This window comes from Caulifigura coniformis (assembly GCF_007745175.1).
GTDB lineage: Bacteria > Planctomycetota > Planctomycetia > Planctomycetales > Planctomycetaceae > Caulifigura > Caulifigura coniformis.
The window spans coordinates 3443114-3459321 of sequence record NZ_CP036271.1 but is presented as its reverse complement, the minus strand read 5'-3'; the positions used below and the strand labels follow the sequence as shown (position 1 = coordinate 3459321).

The 16208-nt window shown below is 63.7% G+C and carries 10 protein-coding genes; all 10 read right to left on the bottom strand.

Annotated elements, in window-relative coordinates; translation table 11 throughout:
• Positions 1-218 precede the first annotated feature (218 nt).
• A complete protein-coding gene (locus tag Pan44_RS13980; protein WP_197453317.1) occupies positions 219-3206 on the bottom strand; it encodes a PVC-type heme-binding CxxCH protein in 2988 nt (995 codons plus the stop codon).
• Between the two features lie 4 nt (positions 3207-3210).
• Positions 3211-3966, bottom strand: coding sequence for an RluA family pseudouridine synthase (locus Pan44_RS13975; RefSeq protein WP_145030650.1), 756 nt, complete (start codon positions 3964-3966; stop codon positions 3211-3213).
• 5 nt (positions 3967-3971) lie between these two features.
• Positions 3972-5519: a hypothetical protein gene (locus Pan44_RS13970; protein ID WP_145030649.1), complete on the bottom strand. Its 1548-nt coding sequence runs from the start codon at positions 5517-5519 to the stop codon at positions 3972-3974.
• A complete protein-coding gene (locus Pan44_RS13965) occupies positions 5500-8103 on the bottom strand; it encodes an ABC transporter substrate-binding protein (RefSeq protein WP_145030648.1) in 2604 nt (867 codons plus the stop codon). Before Pan44_RS13965 ends, Pan44_RS13970 begins: the two co-directional genes overlap by 20 nt.
• The gene (locus Pan44_RS13960; RefSeq protein ID WP_145030647.1) at positions 8103-11888 is read right to left on the bottom strand and encodes an outer membrane protein assembly factor BamB family protein; all 3786 of its coding nucleotides are present in this window, start codon (positions 11886-11888) and stop codon (positions 8103-8105) included. The genes Pan44_RS13965 and Pan44_RS13960 overlap by 1 nt, the downstream gene beginning before the upstream one ends.
• Positions 11889-11945: 57 nt before the next feature.
• A complete protein-coding gene (locus tag Pan44_RS13955; RefSeq protein ID WP_197453316.1) occupies positions 11946-12914 on the bottom strand; it encodes an ExbD/TolR family protein in 969 nt (322 codons plus the stop codon).
• Between the two features lie 98 nt (positions 12915-13012).
• Entirely contained in the window at positions 13013-13447 is a 435-nt protein-coding gene (locus Pan44_RS13950; RefSeq protein WP_145030645.1) for an ExbD/TolR family protein, read from the bottom strand.
• Between the two features lie 65 nt (positions 13448-13512).
• Entirely contained in the window at positions 13513-14178 is a 666-nt protein-coding gene (locus tag Pan44_RS13945) for a MotA/TolQ/ExbB proton channel family protein (RefSeq protein ID WP_145030644.1), read from the bottom strand.
• A 79-nt stretch (positions 14179-14257) separates the two neighbouring features.
• A complete protein-coding gene (locus Pan44_RS13940) occupies positions 14258-15226 on the bottom strand; it encodes a hypothetical protein (RefSeq protein WP_145030643.1) in 969 nt (322 codons plus the stop codon).
• A gap of 218 nt (positions 15227-15444) precedes the next feature.
• A complete protein-coding gene (locus Pan44_RS13935; protein ID WP_145030642.1) occupies positions 15445-16179 on the bottom strand; it encodes a class I SAM-dependent methyltransferase in 735 nt (244 codons plus the stop codon).
• Positions 16180-16208 lie beyond the last annotated feature (29 nt).

The window sequence follows — 16208 nt, the reverse complement described above, 5'->3', positions numbered from 1 at the left end:
CACAGCTGTCACAGGTCACGAATCCCCAGGGATTCAGACCATTTTCTGCTGTCACAGGTCTCCGTCACAGGTCGTCACACATCGCCCATCAGCCCCCTGATGGCCTGGCGGTCTCCTAAAGCATCTTCAAATCTGGTTTGCAGGTTTCCGCAGGCGAAAGCTGGAGCTTCGCGGGCCGAGTGACGGCCATTCGCCTGCACAGAAGCCATGAAAATGGCCTAACGGATGACTTCCTTCGGGACTTCGCCGTCCAGATAGCGCCAGTTCTTGATGAAGGAGATCAGGTCGCTCATATCTTCCACGGTCAACGCCTTCTCAAGGCCGACCGGCATCAGCGACTGCCCGGTCGAGCGGAGCTGCTCGATGTTCTCGCGGGCGATCGTCACCCGCTTGTCTTCGGGCTGCCGGAGCGTGATCGACGTCGACGTTTCGGTCGCGATCACGCCGGAATGAATCGTTCCTTCGTGATCGACGACGATGTAGTTGAAGTAGTTGTTATCGATGGCCCGGTTGGGATCGAGGATGTCGGTCAAAAGCTGGGACGGCAGCTTGACGCGGGAATCCGAAATGTCCGGAGCCACGTTCACACCGATGGCCCCGATGCGATGGCACTGGGCGCAGTTCTTCGTGAACAGCTCGCGACCGTGAGCCGGATCCCCCTTTCGGGAGAGGGCTGGCTGATACTTCTCGATCATCTCCGACCGGTCCGCCGGGCGATTGGCCGCAATCAGCTTTGCCGCGCGCTCTTTCAGCCCGGCATTCTTCACCCGTGCCAATTGCTGCATCCGCGTCTGGTCGAGTTCCGTCGGCGGAATGCGGCCGGCATCGATTTCATCCAGCAGGGCCGCAATCCGCGGCTCGGACCGGAAAATGGCGGATTGTATTTCCCGCCGCAGCGACGGCGACCGTGAGGAATATTCTTCAAGCAGCAGCGGCGTGCAGCCGGGATCGTTGAGCCGGCCCAGCCCGGCCACAGCGGCGGCGGCGATCGCGGCATCAGAAGAATTCATCGACTTCGCGAACGCAGCGGACGAGAGTTCGAGCGGGGCGAACTCAAGCAGGCGGATCGCATCGAGCAGTTCGCCTCCTTTCCGACTGTCGTCCTGTGCCGTCCCGACGGCCTCTTCGATCACCTTGTGAAAATCGATGCCGGCAGTGGCGGCGGCTTCCGGAAAGAGCGCAACGGGGTTTCGCCCTTTCGACCGAACGGCGGCGGCGAGTCGGCTCCAGAGCCTGCTGCGAATCGACATCCCGGCCGCGGGATCGCGTGCCGCAAGGGCCTCCACCAGCTTGAGGGACCGCGCGAGGGTCTCAAGATCGCCTTTGGAACAGGGAACCTCGAGAAGTCGGCCCAAGGGCTCGACGAGGTCCGTCGTCTTCGACGACTCGGTGACGAGGCCCAGCAGTGACTCGGCAGTTTCCAGGGAACGCGATCCCGACGAGATCGCAACGGCGGTCGCCAGCCACTGGTCCTGAACGGCGCCGCTCAACAGGCTGGCGAGCGCCTGCGGATCGTCGTTCAAGGCGAGCGCGAGTTGAAAACGGAGACGGCCGGTGATCGAACGCTGGCCTGAAGCGCTGCTCTTCGCCATTTCGATCAACTGCGGTTCGATCGACCGCCGCTCAGCGGCCAGAACGTCGCTCTTTCCGGAAGCTCCCTGGAGCACGAGCAGCTGCTCGACAACCTTGGGGTCGTCGGCGTTCAGCACCGTCGTCAGGTCTTCCGCGCGGAGGCTTCCCAGCCGGGCAAGGGCCCAGAACGCGAGTGTTTTCCCCTGCGGCGAGGCAGGTCCGCCCAGCATGGGAATCAGCTGGGCCGCAACGCTGCGATCCTGCCGCTCCATGATGAGTTGGAACGCCGTGCGGCGCTGCCAGACGTTGGGATGATCGAGAAATGCGACCAGGTCGGACGTCGACAGTTCGTTCAGCTTCGGCGCCTTCTTCTGCTGCGGCGCGGGCGTTCGACTGACGACGCGATAGATCCTTCCCCGATCGCTCCCAAGGGTGAGGTCGGGCCGTGTCTTCAATTCATCGGGCATGTACTGGGGATGCTCGATCACCGCCCGATACATATCGGCGAGGTAGAGGGCGCCTTCAGGTCCGACCGCCAGGTTGACCGGGCGAAACCAGGTGTCTTCCGTCGAGATAAATTCCAGCGCGTCATATGGCGAGCGTCCTTTGAAGACGACGTCAGTCCCTTCGAGCAACTCGCGATGCACGAGATTGCCGGTGGGATCGCAGGTGAAGGAATTGCCGTAGTAGCCGTCGCCGAGGCCATCCCCTCGATAGATGTGGACGCCGCAGGCCGCGGTGAACTGGCCCGCGTGCAGATTCGACGTCACCCAGAACCGGCTGATGGGATAAATCCGCGACGCCTCTCCGCTGGCGGCGGCATCGGCGACGACCGCCGTCACCGCCACATCGCGATTCTTCTCCAGCGCCCATTCCGGCATCACGACTTCGATGCAGGGATTGCGGTTCGAGCAGCAGAACCGGCGGCCAAAGTCGTCGAACGACATTCCGAACTGTCCGTGGCCGGAGGTGGCCCGGGCCTGTCCGGTGTAGGGGTCGAAGCAGAAGTCGCGGCCGCTGATATCGACCGGTTCGTGCTCGCCCCACTCTTTGCGGACGGCGCGTACCTTGCCGCCGCGCAATCCGTTGGCGACGTAGATCATTCCATCGAGGCCGAGCGTCGGCGAATTCGCCCGCAGCTGGGGATTCTCGCGGGCGAAGCCTTCAAACCACGTTTCGCGGAATTCGGCATTGCCATCGCCATCGCGGTCGGCAAGGAAATCGAGGCGTCCGTCGGTCGTGACGAGGACTCCATCCTGCCAGAACATGAGGCTGTTGGCGAAAAGCAGGCCCTCCGCAAACACCTGGGGATCGGTGTACCGGCCGTCGCCATCGGCATCGGTGAGAATGCGAATGCTCGAGCGGCCGGGTTCGCCGGGGGCGGGACCGTTGGGATAGTCTCCCAGCTGGACGACCCACATGCGGCCCTGCGCATCGAACGCGATGTAAACGGGGTCGATGACATCGGGCTCGGCCGCAACGAGTTCGATGCGGAGATCCGGATCGGTTTTCAGGCTGGCCAATGCCTGCTGCGGCTCGAGCGGAGTCGTGACTCCCTGCGCCAGGACTGCTGTGATTCCGGGGGGCGAGATCAGAAACAGGAGGCTGAGAAGCCATCCACGCGACCGCGACAAAACACTACGTCTGCTGCTGCTCGGAGCCGTCATCGTGTTCATATTTCCGCAATACGGAACGATCAAATCCCAGCGCTCGCCAGGTCTCAGGAATCGGAGCGACGATTGTCAGAGGATCGTACCGAATGGGATGTTGAATCGTGAGGCTGTGCGCGTGGAGCGCGATCGGGGCATCGCGCGGGTCCATTCCCGCTGCGCCGGGGAACTCCGACTTCGCTCCGTACTGCCGATCCCCCACGATCGACCAGGCGCGACTCCCAAACTGAATGCGGATCTGGTGCATGCGGCCGGTCAGCAGTTCGATTTCGACAATGGCCCGCCCCTTGGCCTTCGCGATGGTGCGATAACGCAACTCGGCGTGCTTCGCCCCTTCGACGCCTTCACGCGAGAGCTCAACGCGCGGCTGGTCGGGAATGCGGTACAGCCAGTCCTTCAGCGTCCCCTGGGGTGGCTCGGGCGGACGCTCGAGACAGGCCCAGTAGACCTTCTTGACCGTGCGCTGCTGGAACTGCTCGGCAAGACGAGCCGCACACTTCGAATTGCGCGAGAAGACGACGACGCCGGAGACGGGACGGTCCAGACGGTGCGGCACGCCGAGATAGACGGCGCCCGGCTTGTTGTATTTCCGGCCGATGTAGTCTTTCACGAGGGTGATCAGGCTCTCGACACCTTCCGGCGCTCCCTGGGAGATCAGCCCGGGAGGCTTGTTGACGGCCAGAACGGGACCGTCTTCGCAGAGAACTTCAATGAGCGCAGACATGAATGCTATCTCTTCCGCGCCGGTGCGCCGGAATCGGGCGCGCGGATCGCAGCGACGTCCTGGAGATCCTTGAGCACCTCCTGGAACTTCTCGTCGTCGAGGTGGGTCTTCGACGCCTCTCCCAGCGCGGCGTACATCTTTCGGATTCGCGCCTCGGCGACCTGGTCCTTCTTCTCGCGGGCCCCTTCGACGGCGGTCGTCCGCGAGAGATCGATCCGCTGTTGGAACTGGGGCTGAGTCAGCAGAGACTTGAGCTCCGCGACGAGCGATCTCACCTCACCGACTTTACCCGCCTTGGAGGCGGCTTCGGCGCGAAGCAGGAGAACCTTCCGCCGGGCCACCAGTTCGATCAGGTCGGCCTCGAGCAACGAGACCTCTCCTTCGGCCGAGAGACGCGGGCCATCATCGTTGACTTCCACCACGAGAACCGGATCGACTCCCGGACAGAACGGGACCCGCGCGAGGATGCCGGTTCCACTGTGGACGATCGCGTAGCGCACTTGCGGGGTAGGATCGGCCGGGACGGTCACCCGGCCTTCGCGGTCGGTCCGCAGGAGGGTGCGATCGACCTCAGGATCGTTCGGCGCGGAGAGGCGGTCGACGATCTCCACGCGGGCGGCGGCGACGGGGTTGCCCTTGCTGGTGCGCGGAACAATCTGCAGGACAGTTTCCGGATGAGTGGGGCGGACTTCAATGGCAAGCGACTCCAGACGCTTCTTCGTCGCCGCGACCGGGGCGGGAAACACGGAGAACGCCAGCATGTCGGCCCGGGAGCGGTCGATGGTTTCCACGCGCAGCAGCGTCCACGGAACCGCCTGAACCTTCTGGAGCTCGCCTTTGCGATTCATGGCCCGCACAAAAGGCCGCAGGAAATTGCCTGGAGACAACGGGGCGGCCGAGGTATCGGGAGGAGTGAGTTCGCCGGCGCGAAGACGGACGACGACTTCCCGCCCCTTGGCCGAATCGACCTGCACGAGGGCGCGAAACGCCGCCTTCACGACGGCTGCGGCGGCCCCGACGGCCAGCCGGTCGTCAATGGCCGATCCATTGGAGGTCGGGCCGAGCGTTTCCGACGCGCGATCCCATTCCCGGGCCGCGAATGACCATTCGCCGCGGTCATTCCCAACGGACAGGGAGAGGACCTTTTCCGCCGGATGATCAAGCCATTGCGCCCGGGCACTTTCCGCCGTCTGCTCGACGAGGCGGGAGACGGGCATCGAAGCGGCGGGAGAGGCTTCGACAAGCGTGAGATTCCACATGGCGCCGAGGTCGTCCGCCAGCCGCGACTGCAAACCGGCGACGAATTGTTGGCGAAGTGAGTGGGGCAAATGCGGAGAAGAAGCCAACGTGACTTCCACGGCCACCTTGTAGGGCCGCAGCTCCCAGGGAGGTTCCGCAGGCCGGACGACCGGAGCTGACTCGGCGGCCGCTGGAGGCGCGGGGGTTGCGGCGGCAGTGGGTTCGGCAGTCTGCGCCAAGGCGATCGGGCCGTGCACAAGCAGGGCGATCGCCGCAACTGCCGCACAGCAGGGGCTAGTTTGCGTCGTTCGCATACCACGCCTCCACGTTCCAGCGGTCGATCTGCTCATAACAATGCAGCGGTTCCTGGGGAACGCCACGAACCTGTTTGCGATAGATGAGGTAGCCATCCAGTTCCCAAAGCGGGATGAACCTCATGTCCGACCACAGATGCCGGTGCAGCGTCTGACAGAGTTCGACGGCCCGGTTCCAGTCGGATGAGCGGTCGAGTGCAATCAGCTCCTGCTTGAGCCAATCGGGAAACGGTGCGAGATCCTCGACGCGGGCGTGGGGCTGAACGGTCAGGAACGTCCACAGATCGGTGATCGGCTCCTCCAGTTGCAACGTGCGATAGGCGAGGTCCCAGCTGTCTGCCTCTTCTTCACCGACGATTTCGACATTGATGCCGACGCGTCCCCAGACAGTCACGAGCCGTTTGGCGATGGCCTGCGGAATTTCCTCGGGAGGAACAGCCATCCTGAGGATCGGGATCGTCCCTCCCATCTGCTGCGCGACCGCGATCGTCATCGCCACCGACGAGGAGAGATCAAAGGGCTGTTCGGGGAGCCGCGGGCTGACCGCGTAGCTGAACTGAGGGAATGGGCTGTTCGTCACGCGGCCGTGGGACGTGGCCTTCCGGTCGCGCAGTTCAACCTTCAGTTTTTCGAGGTCGGCGTCGCCGGCCGGACGCTCCCGGGTGAGACGGGTCAGCTCCTTCGATTGGTCGGCCAGTTCCTGGTCGCGAAGAACGATCTCATACAGCAGGCGCTCGCGATCGATCGCCTGAAAAAGGGCCCGCCGCAATTCGCGGAAACCGAGAGAGCGGCTGCGGGGATTGAGCTGGATGACATGCGTCGTTGGCATGGCGTACTTCTGCACGAAGTACTGCTTCTCAAATTCCTTGTTGCCTCTCAGACGCCGGATGATCCAGTCGGGAAGGTTCGGAAGCATCGCCACCTCCCCCTCTTCGAGGGCACGCAGTGCGCGTTCGTGATTGTCGTAACGCTTCTCGATGATCTCGGTGATGTGGTAACGATCCAGGCCGTTGGGCTCGGGAATGGCCCGCCGGAAGGTGACCTGCTTCTCATTCGCAGAGACGAGCGGGAAGCCGCCGGGCAGAGCGGCCGACGTGCCCGAGTCCTTCTCGAAGGCCACCGGCTTAAGCGTTCCATCGCCATCGACGGCGGGCACCGCGGAGAGCGGCGTCGCCCGCATCGCGGATTCGATGCGGACAGGGACGCGAGCAAACGTCACCTCGAACTCCGAGGGAGACGACAGCGTGACGCTCTTGAGATAGGACGCGAGACGTTCGTCATAGGCAGGCGACGTCGCATCGAGGGCATCCGTCAGACCGGCGACGATCTGCGTGGCGTTCGCGGCGGGTTGCGCTTCCCAGGGCTGACGCGTCTGCGACAGCGAGAACTTCATGCGACGTCCGAGATCGAACGGTTCCCATTCATCAAGGTAAGCCGTCCGGTAATGGGACACTCCGCCGCGGTAGTCGTCGATCTCGAACAGGCGATGGCGGACGAGGCGCTCGGCACGGAGGTCGGCCTCGCTGAGGAACGGAGTCGCCTTCGGAGCGCCGGGCAGCCTCACGACGCCGACAACAAGCCGCTGATAGCGCTCGGTGGCCGCCTTGTGCGGGGCCTTGAGAGCCGCCAGCCGGGGCCAGGCCTTGACTGCTTCGGTCGCCAGGGTGGCCGCCTCGGCAAACTTGCCGGCCTTCCCCTGTGTGACGGCTTCGTTCATCAATGACTGGGCCTGGGTCGCATACCCCTGCGACAGCTGCTGGAAGACGGGGTGGTCCGCAAACAGGTCGTCAAGACGCATCAGGTAGTAACGGGCCCGGATGTGATCACCAGCTTCCTGGGCCGATCGCACGAGCTGCTCTGTGGCGCGCCCGGCCAGGTCCGCAAGGCCTGGGTAATCGGGCTTGCGCGACTTCAACTCGGCCGCGAGCATCAGGCAGGCTTCCGCATCGCCGGCAGCGAGGCGCTCGCTGGCATCGGCGAAGAGAAACGCCTGAAGCCGCTCCGCGAGGCCAGGCCAATCAGGCCATTGCCTCTGCAACTGCGTCAGCAGTTCGTTCGCCAGTTCGATGTTCTTCTCCTGCAGCAGCGTATCGACGCGCAGGAGCATGTGGTCTTCGTGGTGAATGATCCGCGCAATCTTGTTGCGCAGCACGCGGACATCGAGAGGCGGCGGGCCCGGCAGGATGAGGTTCACATAGCGGAGGTCGTCGAGTTCCCGCTTGAAAGTTTCGAGTTCCTCTCCGGTCTTGCCGCGGCGTTCCTTCTCCTTGGCCTTGAAGGCCGCTTCCAGCTGGTCGAGCGTCGCAGGTCGCGGTGCAATCGACTCCGACACGATGACTTCGTCCGTCGTCAGGATCGTCCAGTCGCGTGCCTGCCCGCGGAGCAGTTCCTCCGTGGAGGGATAGGGCACATCCTGAATCTTCGGCAGCGAGACGAGCCCGGCCGCCTCTTCTGGAGACGGCGGTGTCGCCGGTGTCTCGGCCGGCGGCATCGGGTCCTGGGCAAACGCCAGCCCCCCCGCCATTGAGGGCAGAAGTAGGATTGCCCAGAAGAAGAGACGCCAGAATTTTCCCGAAGCGACCATTACTGGATCTCCTCCGGAACGCGAATCAGGCTGCCGTCGAGGGTTGTCAGATAGATTCCGTTACCGATGACGAGCGGGCTTCCCGCCAGCACCGCATGAAGGTCTGTCGCGCCGCGTACCTCGCCTGATGCAAGGTCGCAACGGACCAGGCGGCCGCTTTGCAGCGGAATCAGGAGGTCGGCGCCACGGACGATTGGAGCTCCGGCGACACGGTCGTTCTGCAGCGGCAGCGACCAGGCTGCCGGAAGATCCCGTGCGATCGACCGCGCCTGCAGGGTTCCATCCCCTGGTTCGACAAACACGAACTCACCCGCGAGCCACGGGCCGGAGGCGATCGGCCCGGCGAAGGCCGCTTCCCCGCGAGGTTCGAGATTCTCAGCGGCCAGCACGGCAACGCGACCGTTTGCCCCAGCAACGGCCAGCATTCCGCCGCCGAAATGTGGTTTCGAAACCAGCGGGGCTTCGAGGCTGTAGCGAGCCGATTCGATCAGATGTGCCTGAGGCGACTTCTGCAGCCGTACGCCGAGGACAATCCCATTTTCCAGGACGCCGGCGGCGGAATCGGCGTCGGCGGCGAACACCTGCACCCATTTTGTCGGGCCGCTAAGGTCACCAGGAAGGCGATATTCCTGAGCCGCAGCCTGGCCTCCCTGGGCCTGCAGCAACTGCAGCCGGCCATTCACCGGGGCCAGGATCGCCTTGCCCATCGCGACCGGGGCCGCCTGCAGCGGACTGGCGAGAGTGGCCGTCCGTTCGATCTGTCCGAGGCGATTGACAATCCAGAGCTTCGGTTCCGGAAGACCGCCGGCGATCGCGAGCTGGCCTTCGCCGAGGGTGGTCGCGAGCAGCGGGTCGACCAGTTCTTCGTTGAGCGGCAGTCGTTCCGCCACGGAGAGGAAGCCGCCGCCTTCCAGCGACCTGGGAGTCACGCGGAACAATTGCCCCGATTCCGTGACGCAGACGACTGAAGGGTTGTCGCCACCGGCGACGCTCGCCGCGATGATGCGGGCGCCAGTGATCGCCTGCCATTCCCCGGTCAGGCTGGTGCGGTCAATCGGCGTCAGGACCACCGATTCCGCAAACGGACGCTGACGGGCGACGAAGAGCAGCCGGTCCTGGAACTGCAGCGGCTGAGTCGCCTTTCCGAGTAAAATCGCTTCCTGGGTGGGCTGGAGCGAATCGACTTTCAGCTCGAGTTTCCGGACGGCCGTGCTGGCCATGAACAGCTGCGCATCGGGAGCTGCGGAGAGCTGGGTGACGACCGGCTGCGCCCCCTTCACTTCATACTTCGGGCCGGGCACAAGCGGGGCCTGCGACATCTCGTCCGAAATCTGGAAGGCGGCGACACGTTCGTTCGTAGAGGGAACGAACAGGTCGCGTCCGCGAACGACGGGAGCGTCGAGGACCTGGCCGGCGACTTCATGCGAGGCAACTTCTTTCAGCGGCTGATCGGTCGGCTCTGTGGTGATCAATCGCAGCCTGGAGGCATCGTTCGAGAGATTCTGGCAGGCGAGCACATAAGGCCCGAGGGCGAGCAGCGGGGCGACGATCGACTGGGACGGCTGCCCCAGGTATGACACCGAGGTGCAGGCGAAAGGACGAGCCGAGAGGGTATAGAAGACTTCGCGGTCGCCGCTCACGATGATCCGGACGCCCTTGTCCTTCGTTTCCACAGCGACCGGATTCGAGATCGGCTGCGAGAACGACAGGCGTGACACGAGCGTGCCACTCTCCAGTTCCAGGCGACACAGGCGGCCCGCGACCGTTGGAATGAAGACTTGCCCTTCACTGATCAGCGGCCGTCCCGATGCCCGTTCCTCAATCGGCTGCCGCCACAGGATGGCGCCGGAGTTCTGGTCGATCCGCATCACTTCCTGTCGCGGCGAATTGAAGGCGATCAGGGAGTTCGAGGCCGAATCCCGCACGGGGAAGAACGGCGTATCGACGCCGACCGAGTGCTTCCAGACCGGCCCGCCGGTGACGGTATCGATCCCGAACAACGTGCCATGGGAAACGACAGGAATGGCCCGGCTCACAGAGACCTGATCGGTGCGGGTCCGCGCTTGATAGACGAGCGTCAGCGACTGCGGCTCGACCAGTCGGTCGGTCAGAGCGGGGCGATCGAGCGCTTCCTCCCGAATGAGCGACCGTTCCTTCTCGAGTGTCGAAGCCGTGATCGACGCGATCTTCTTGTCGGTTTCGAGATCGGGATAGCGGGCCAGCAGTTCGCGTCGCAGCCTCAGAGCCTCGAGCGGCTTGTTGGCGGCGATGGCCGCTTCAATCTGCTTGTACTGCTCGTTGTTCGTATTGTGCTTGAGAATCGCCGCCGCCGAGACCTGCAGGTTGCGGTCGATCTCCTTGAGCAGTTCCGTGGGAGGCGTCTCCTTGGAGGAGGCGGTGACCAGACTCGACTTGGCGTCCCGGGCGACATCGAGCAGGGCGCTGTCGAACACCCTGCCAGCGGCCTTCGACGCTCCGAGGGCGATATCCCCCGCCCTCTTGGCGACGTCGCGCTGGGCGTTGTCAGAGTAGCCCTCGGCATCGCGGTGTTCGGCGATGAAATCTTTGAGGTTCTTCATCCCCTCGCTGAAACGCGGGGCAGCGCCGGTGATCTGTTCATCGACCATCGCCAGCCCGCGAATCCGGTTGGCTTCCTCCGCGAGAGATCCCTCGCCGTGCTTCGCCAGGAACAGATTGAAGGCTTCGATCGCCTGGGTGAACTTGTTCTCATTGAACTGGGCCTTCGCGAAGTCGAACTCTTCCTGCACCGACCTGCGGAATCCGACGAAATAAAAGATGGCTGCGAGGATGAGCGACACGACGGCGGCGCTGCCCAGCCCGATGACGAGCGGCGACCGCAGGACATCCTCCTCGCCCGGCCGGGCCCGGCGCTGATGCCTGAGGGCGTCGCGAACACGGTCGACCTTCGGCGGGGCTGCCGGCGCCGGCGGCGGTCCCTCGGCAGCTGGCGAGGCAAGCTCCGCAGGAGTTTCGCTCTTCGGCGTCGAGGCGGGGGCTGTGGCTGGCCGCGATTTCGATCTCACCGGCCGGTCGTAGTCGGCCGTGTCAGCCGAAGGTTCGTCGAACGTCGGCATCACGGGGTGGGACGCACGACTTTCCTGGGCGAGCGCTTCCAGCCCCGCATCGAGATCGAACTCGCCGAAGTCATCATCGTCGTCGACAGGGGGCCGCGGCGCCTTCGACTTCGCTGCGGGCTTCTCCCCACGTGGCTTGTCGGCTTTCGCCTTTTCGGATGCCCCTGAAGTGGCCTTCGGAGTTTCCGGGATGATTTTCGCGACCTTGGGCCGCGAGGCGGCTTTGGACGAGTCCTCGGCAGACCGGGTCTTCGACTCCGCCTTCGGGGCGGGCGGAGACTTGTCGCTGTCGCCTTTCAGCCAGTCGGGAACGTCCACTTCATCGGACAGAGGCTTCAACGACATGGTTCCGCTATCAGGAGAGGCCAGAGCCGCAACCAGGGGCATCGCGGCCCCTTCGGCTTCACTTTCCACAAACTTGAGATCGACAGACCCGAACCGCAGCACGTCACCCTGCTTCAGCACGGCCTTCTGAACGACGCTTCCATTGACTTCAAAGCCTTCAATGCCCGCCGCGACAGCTTCGAAGGCCCGCTTGTTCCAGCTGATCCGGCAGTGCAGGGTTTCGACGCCCTCTTCGTTGATGCGAATGTCGTTCGATGAATGGCTGCCGACCGTCACCGGCTGCTGTTTCTCCAGCGGCCGGCGCTCGACTTCGCCGTTCAGGTGGACGATTTCCAGGAAAGGCATCTCAACTCACGCTGCTGTTCGGGGTCATGGGGGGAAGGCCATATGGCCTGTCCGCACTCAGTTGTCTGCGTCGCGACGCGACGCCCGGCGGACGTGCCGCATTTCCGCCTGCATCGCCATGTCGGTCACCGCGACAACGGTGCCATGCGTGGCCTGGTAAACGGCTTCGATCAGGACGTCGCTCTTCCCTTCATCGCGACGTTTCTGGATGAAGAGATCCTTGAGTTCCGCCAGGCCTCCCACCGGCTTGTCATCCACAACAATCCGGTCTTCCGCGTCGACGGCGACCACCACGGATTCCCCGACGATATCGTCGTTCGAGACGACGGCCGTGGCGGCGGCGGCGTTGTCGTCCGATTCGGGCGACGCGATCTGCAGAAACTTCTGAACGGTGAATGACGCCGTGATCATGAAGAAGACGAGCAGCAGGAAGGTGACGTCAACCAGCGACGTCATGTCCAGCTCGTCCTTGGGGGGATGCTGCCGCTGCGTCGGATGAAATTCGTCTTCGTCGTGATCGATGTCGACCCACGGATTGTAGGCGAGCGGAGGAACCGGACTGCTCAGGCCTCCATGGGCGGCGTGGAGAAACGCGGCGGCGTCATCTTCCACTTCCGGCGGCCGGAACTCTTCGAACTCGTCCTCCTGGCCCGCATTCTCCCAGGCCGACTCCTCAGGTGCGGGCTCTGGAGCACGCGGAATCGCCTCGACCACCGGTGGCGGAAGAACTGGCGGTGCAGGAACAGGCGGCGTCTCGATGGCTTCCCGCCGAGGGGCCTTCTGTTCTTCAGGTGCAACAACCGGAGCGGACTTCGCGACCTCTTTCAGAGGGGCCGCCTTCGGAGGAGCAGATGTCTCCGGACGAGTGACTTCCGCCTGGGCAGGAGGGGCCACGTCGCCCGTGCTATCCAGTTGTGGAACGCGCGTCAGAGTCGTGCACTTGGGGCAGAGAATCTCCACCCCCGCTTTCTTGCGGCTGATGCTCAGCAGCTGATTGCACGTGGTGCAGCGAAACTGAATCGGCAACTTGTCACCCGCGAAAGAGCCCGGCCTCTGAGTCTCGTTGAAAGCCGGGCCAACCATCCCTTCCCCGATCTCCCCCCAGGAAGCCGGGACTCACCACTTCAGATATTGTCCCTCACCCCGACGAAGAACTCCTTGATCCCTTCGACCTCACCTGCGGCTCGCGCGACTTCTTCCACGAAACCGGAGGGTGTTTCGCGATCGGCCTTGATCACGATGGTCGACTTTCCCTGGTCGGCCGATTCGCGGGCGAACGACGTCACTTCCGCAAGGGTGACCGGCCCATTCGTGCGCGTGCCGTCGGACAGGAAGATCTCAGGCGCCTGCGGCGAGTTGAAGACCGTGACGACGGAGGTGCGTTTGATGTCCATGCGATCGCCGGAATCAGCGTTCGGCAGTTTCAGCGGCGATCCTGCCTCCATGCTGGAGGAGACGACGAAGAACGCCAGCAGCATGAACGACATATCAATCATCGGCGTGAGATCGAGCTCATCGTCGGGTTGATTGTCGAGAGTCGGGCCGCCTCCGCCTGACATGATTCTTCCCTTTCACAAACGACATTCTTCACGCACCGGACCGGACGAACCGGGGTGTGCCCCGTTCAGGCCGCCCGATGCTGATCAGGGCTCCGCATCACGACTTCCAGGTCGTGAAGGAACTCGCCCATCTGGTCCTGGACGGAGTCCTGCAGGCGGCCGATGCGCACCCCAATCATGGCCCCGAAGAGGGTCATTGGAACGGCGATCCACAGCCCGAGCATGGTGGCCTGGAGGGCGAGCGAAAGGTCGCCGGCGAGCTTGCCCGGGTCGATGCCTTCCTTGCCGCCCGATCCCAGCCGGGCGAAGGCGAGCACCATCGACGTCACGGTTCCCAGCAGCCCCAGCAGCGGTGCGGCCCGGCAGACCGTCGCCACCCAGGCGTGCTTGTGACGCAGGTCGGTCAGCACGCCGCGCTCGAACTTGTCGGCGACCAGCTGACGGACCTTCGCCGGGCCGCGGTCGCGATTCGCCACCGCGACGAGCACCAGCTGGGCCGTCGTCTTCCCCCAGTATTCCGGCGAGTCGCAGATCTCGGCGATTCCGTCGAAGTCTTTCTGGTAGAGCTTCTCACGGACTTCATCGAGAAACTGGTCGGCCTGTTCGCTGGTAGCGAATTTCTTCTGCCGGATCGTGCGGATCAGCAGGATGACCAGGAAGGTTCCGTAGAGTCCGGCGAGGATCTGAACGCCGTAAATCGCAGGTTCTGTGAAATGCAGGATGACATTCATGCGTTAGTCCCTCAGCCATCGTGGCCTTGAGCCCGCAGCAAGCGGGATCGGCCTGGTGGCGACATCAGATTCTTCGAACTCACAACAGCGTCGTCTGCCGGGTCACCTTGAACCCGTAGGCTCCGCCCTGCTTCTCCACAACAAAGTAAGTGCGGCGAATCTCCTTCGCCTTCCGTTTCGCATAGTTGAATTCCAGTGTGGCAAGCACCTCTTCCAGCCGGGGAGGATAGAAGTGGTAGATCGTCCCCTTGCCGACCGTGAGCCCGGCCTTCTGGAACAGTTTCAGGTCGGCCTGCTGACGGTCGCCACCCTGCCAGGTGAAATACAACCGCTTTTCATCCTTACCGGAAACCGCCGTGCGCTGAACGGGCGACGGTTTGCTCAGATCCGACACGTAGATCAGACGGCCATCCGGCTGTAGAACGCCGAGTTCAATCCCGAAGGCGTCCAGCTGTTTGGCGTACTCATCGAGCGAGTTGTCGTCGGCAAAGCTGACGAACCAGCGCAGCTCGCGCGGCACGCCTCCTCCTTTGCCGGAACCGAATCCCAGCGGCGGCCGGCCTCCGCCAACGCCGGTTCCCGATCCTCCCGATCCGGTCCCCTGCGTGTTCGAACTCGGAGTCGCAGCATCGAGGTACGCAGCGGTCGTCTGCTGGGCGGCTGCACCGGCGACCGAAGTCACCGTCGTCAACGTCGCCTCGAGAGTCGGGACATCGCTGCCGGCCGACTCCCCTCCTCCTCCGCCGCCATCCATTCCCGAGTCGACTTCAGCCGTTCCCCCGACAACGCCTTCCAGCGAGCCGCCGAAATCGATTTCCGGCTCCAGCTGAATGATCTCAAGCGGCACGACTTTCAGATCCGGCGGCGGTCGATGCGCCAACCAGTAGGTGACCGAGGCAAACAGGATCGCGCCAACGCCGAGCATAGCCGCCATCAACGCAGAGCTGACGCGTTCATAGAGCGTCACTTTCATGGCGGGATGCGCACGTCTGGCCTGGCGAGCGGGCGGCGTCGCAACAGGAGGACGGGGCGCGTCGGCGTCAGACATTCCGCGATGGGGCCAGAGACTGGATTCAGGGCGTCCCGGAACAGGAACGGATGAGGAGGCGCCACACTCAGCACAGGATAGCGCATCCACTGAATCACGACGCCGAAACCGATGCTACGCCCGCTTCCGGGGAGTGTCAACAACGCCGAAAATCCCTTCACAACAGGCGTTTCCATCATCTCTGCCGAAGAGCAGGGCTGACCACCTGCACCTCTCTCTCAAGACGCGGGCTTCATCCCTCCGAAGGCCGCGAAACAGCTGTTCTTGTGCAGCACATCGAGCGCCACAAAGCCGCACCTCCGCAGGCGGTCGAGCTGATCGACCACCGATCTGGGACTGTCCTCCGCCTCGATATACGCGAAGACGTGATCGCGATACTCGGCTCCCTTGAAGGCGATGAGGTAATCCGAATAGCGATCGCGCATGACGGCCTGGACCGCCGGGCTCGCCGAGTCGACCAGGTCAAAGATCCAGAACGAACCTCCCGGCCTCAGCGCCTCATGAACTTTTGTGAAAACGAAGTCCCACTCGGCATCGGTCCGCAGATGATGCAGCACAGCCGCCGCGAGCACGATATCGAACTGCTGCGTTCCAAGCTCAACCTCGCGAATGTCCCCCATGACCGGAGTGACGCGTCCCGGCGTCGCCGCGCTCACCCTCTCAACCGCCCTATCGAGCATCGGCCGGCTGAGATCGAGCAACGTGACGTCCAGTCCCGGCAGTTCCTGGAGCAGCCGCAACGAATAATTGCCGGCGCCGCAGCCGATATCGAGCACGTGCCGGGCGGCGGGAGTGGTTCGGGCCGCGGTCTGGGCGACAAGATCCATGGCGATCCGCGCGTCCACGGTCGCCGACTGCCCCGTGTCGAGATTGGAAAAACGCTCGACGTCCTGATCGAAGCGTCGCCGGATTTCCTCGACTGAGGATTTGGAGGAGTGGCTGGTGGGGGTCATATTTTGAAGACAGCCGTCGCGCCGTACGG

Coding starts and splice junctions, on each gene's coding strand:
- Pan44_RS13965 (WP_145030648.1), bottom strand. CDS start 8,103: ATGGTCGCTTCGGGAAAATTCTGGCGTCTCTTCTTCTGGGCAATCCTA.
- Pan44_RS13940 (WP_145030643.1), bottom strand. CDS start 15,226: ATGTCTGACGCCGACGCGCCCCGTCCTCCTGTTGCGACGCCGCCCGCT.
- Pan44_RS13935 (WP_145030642.1), bottom strand. CDS start 16,179: ATGACCCCCACCAGCCACTCCTCCAAATCCTCAGTCGAGGAAATCCGG.
- Pan44_RS13960 (WP_145030647.1), bottom strand. CDS start 11,888: ATGCCTTTCCTGGAAATCGTCCACCTGAACGGCGAAGTCGAGCGCCGG.
- Pan44_RS13945 (WP_145030644.1), bottom strand. CDS start 14,178: ATGAATGTCATCCTGCATTTCACAGAACCTGCGATTTACGGCGTTCAG.
- Pan44_RS13950 (WP_145030645.1), bottom strand. CDS start 13,447: ATGTCAGGCGGAGGCGGCCCGACTCTCGACAATCAACCCGACGATGAG.
- Pan44_RS13975 (WP_145030650.1), bottom strand. CDS start 3,966: ATGTCTGCGCTCATTGAAGTTCTCTGCGAAGACGGTCCCGTTCTGGCC.
- Pan44_RS13970 (WP_145030649.1), bottom strand. CDS start 5,519: ATGCGAACGACGCAAACTAGCCCCTGCTGTGCGGCAGTTGCGGCGATC.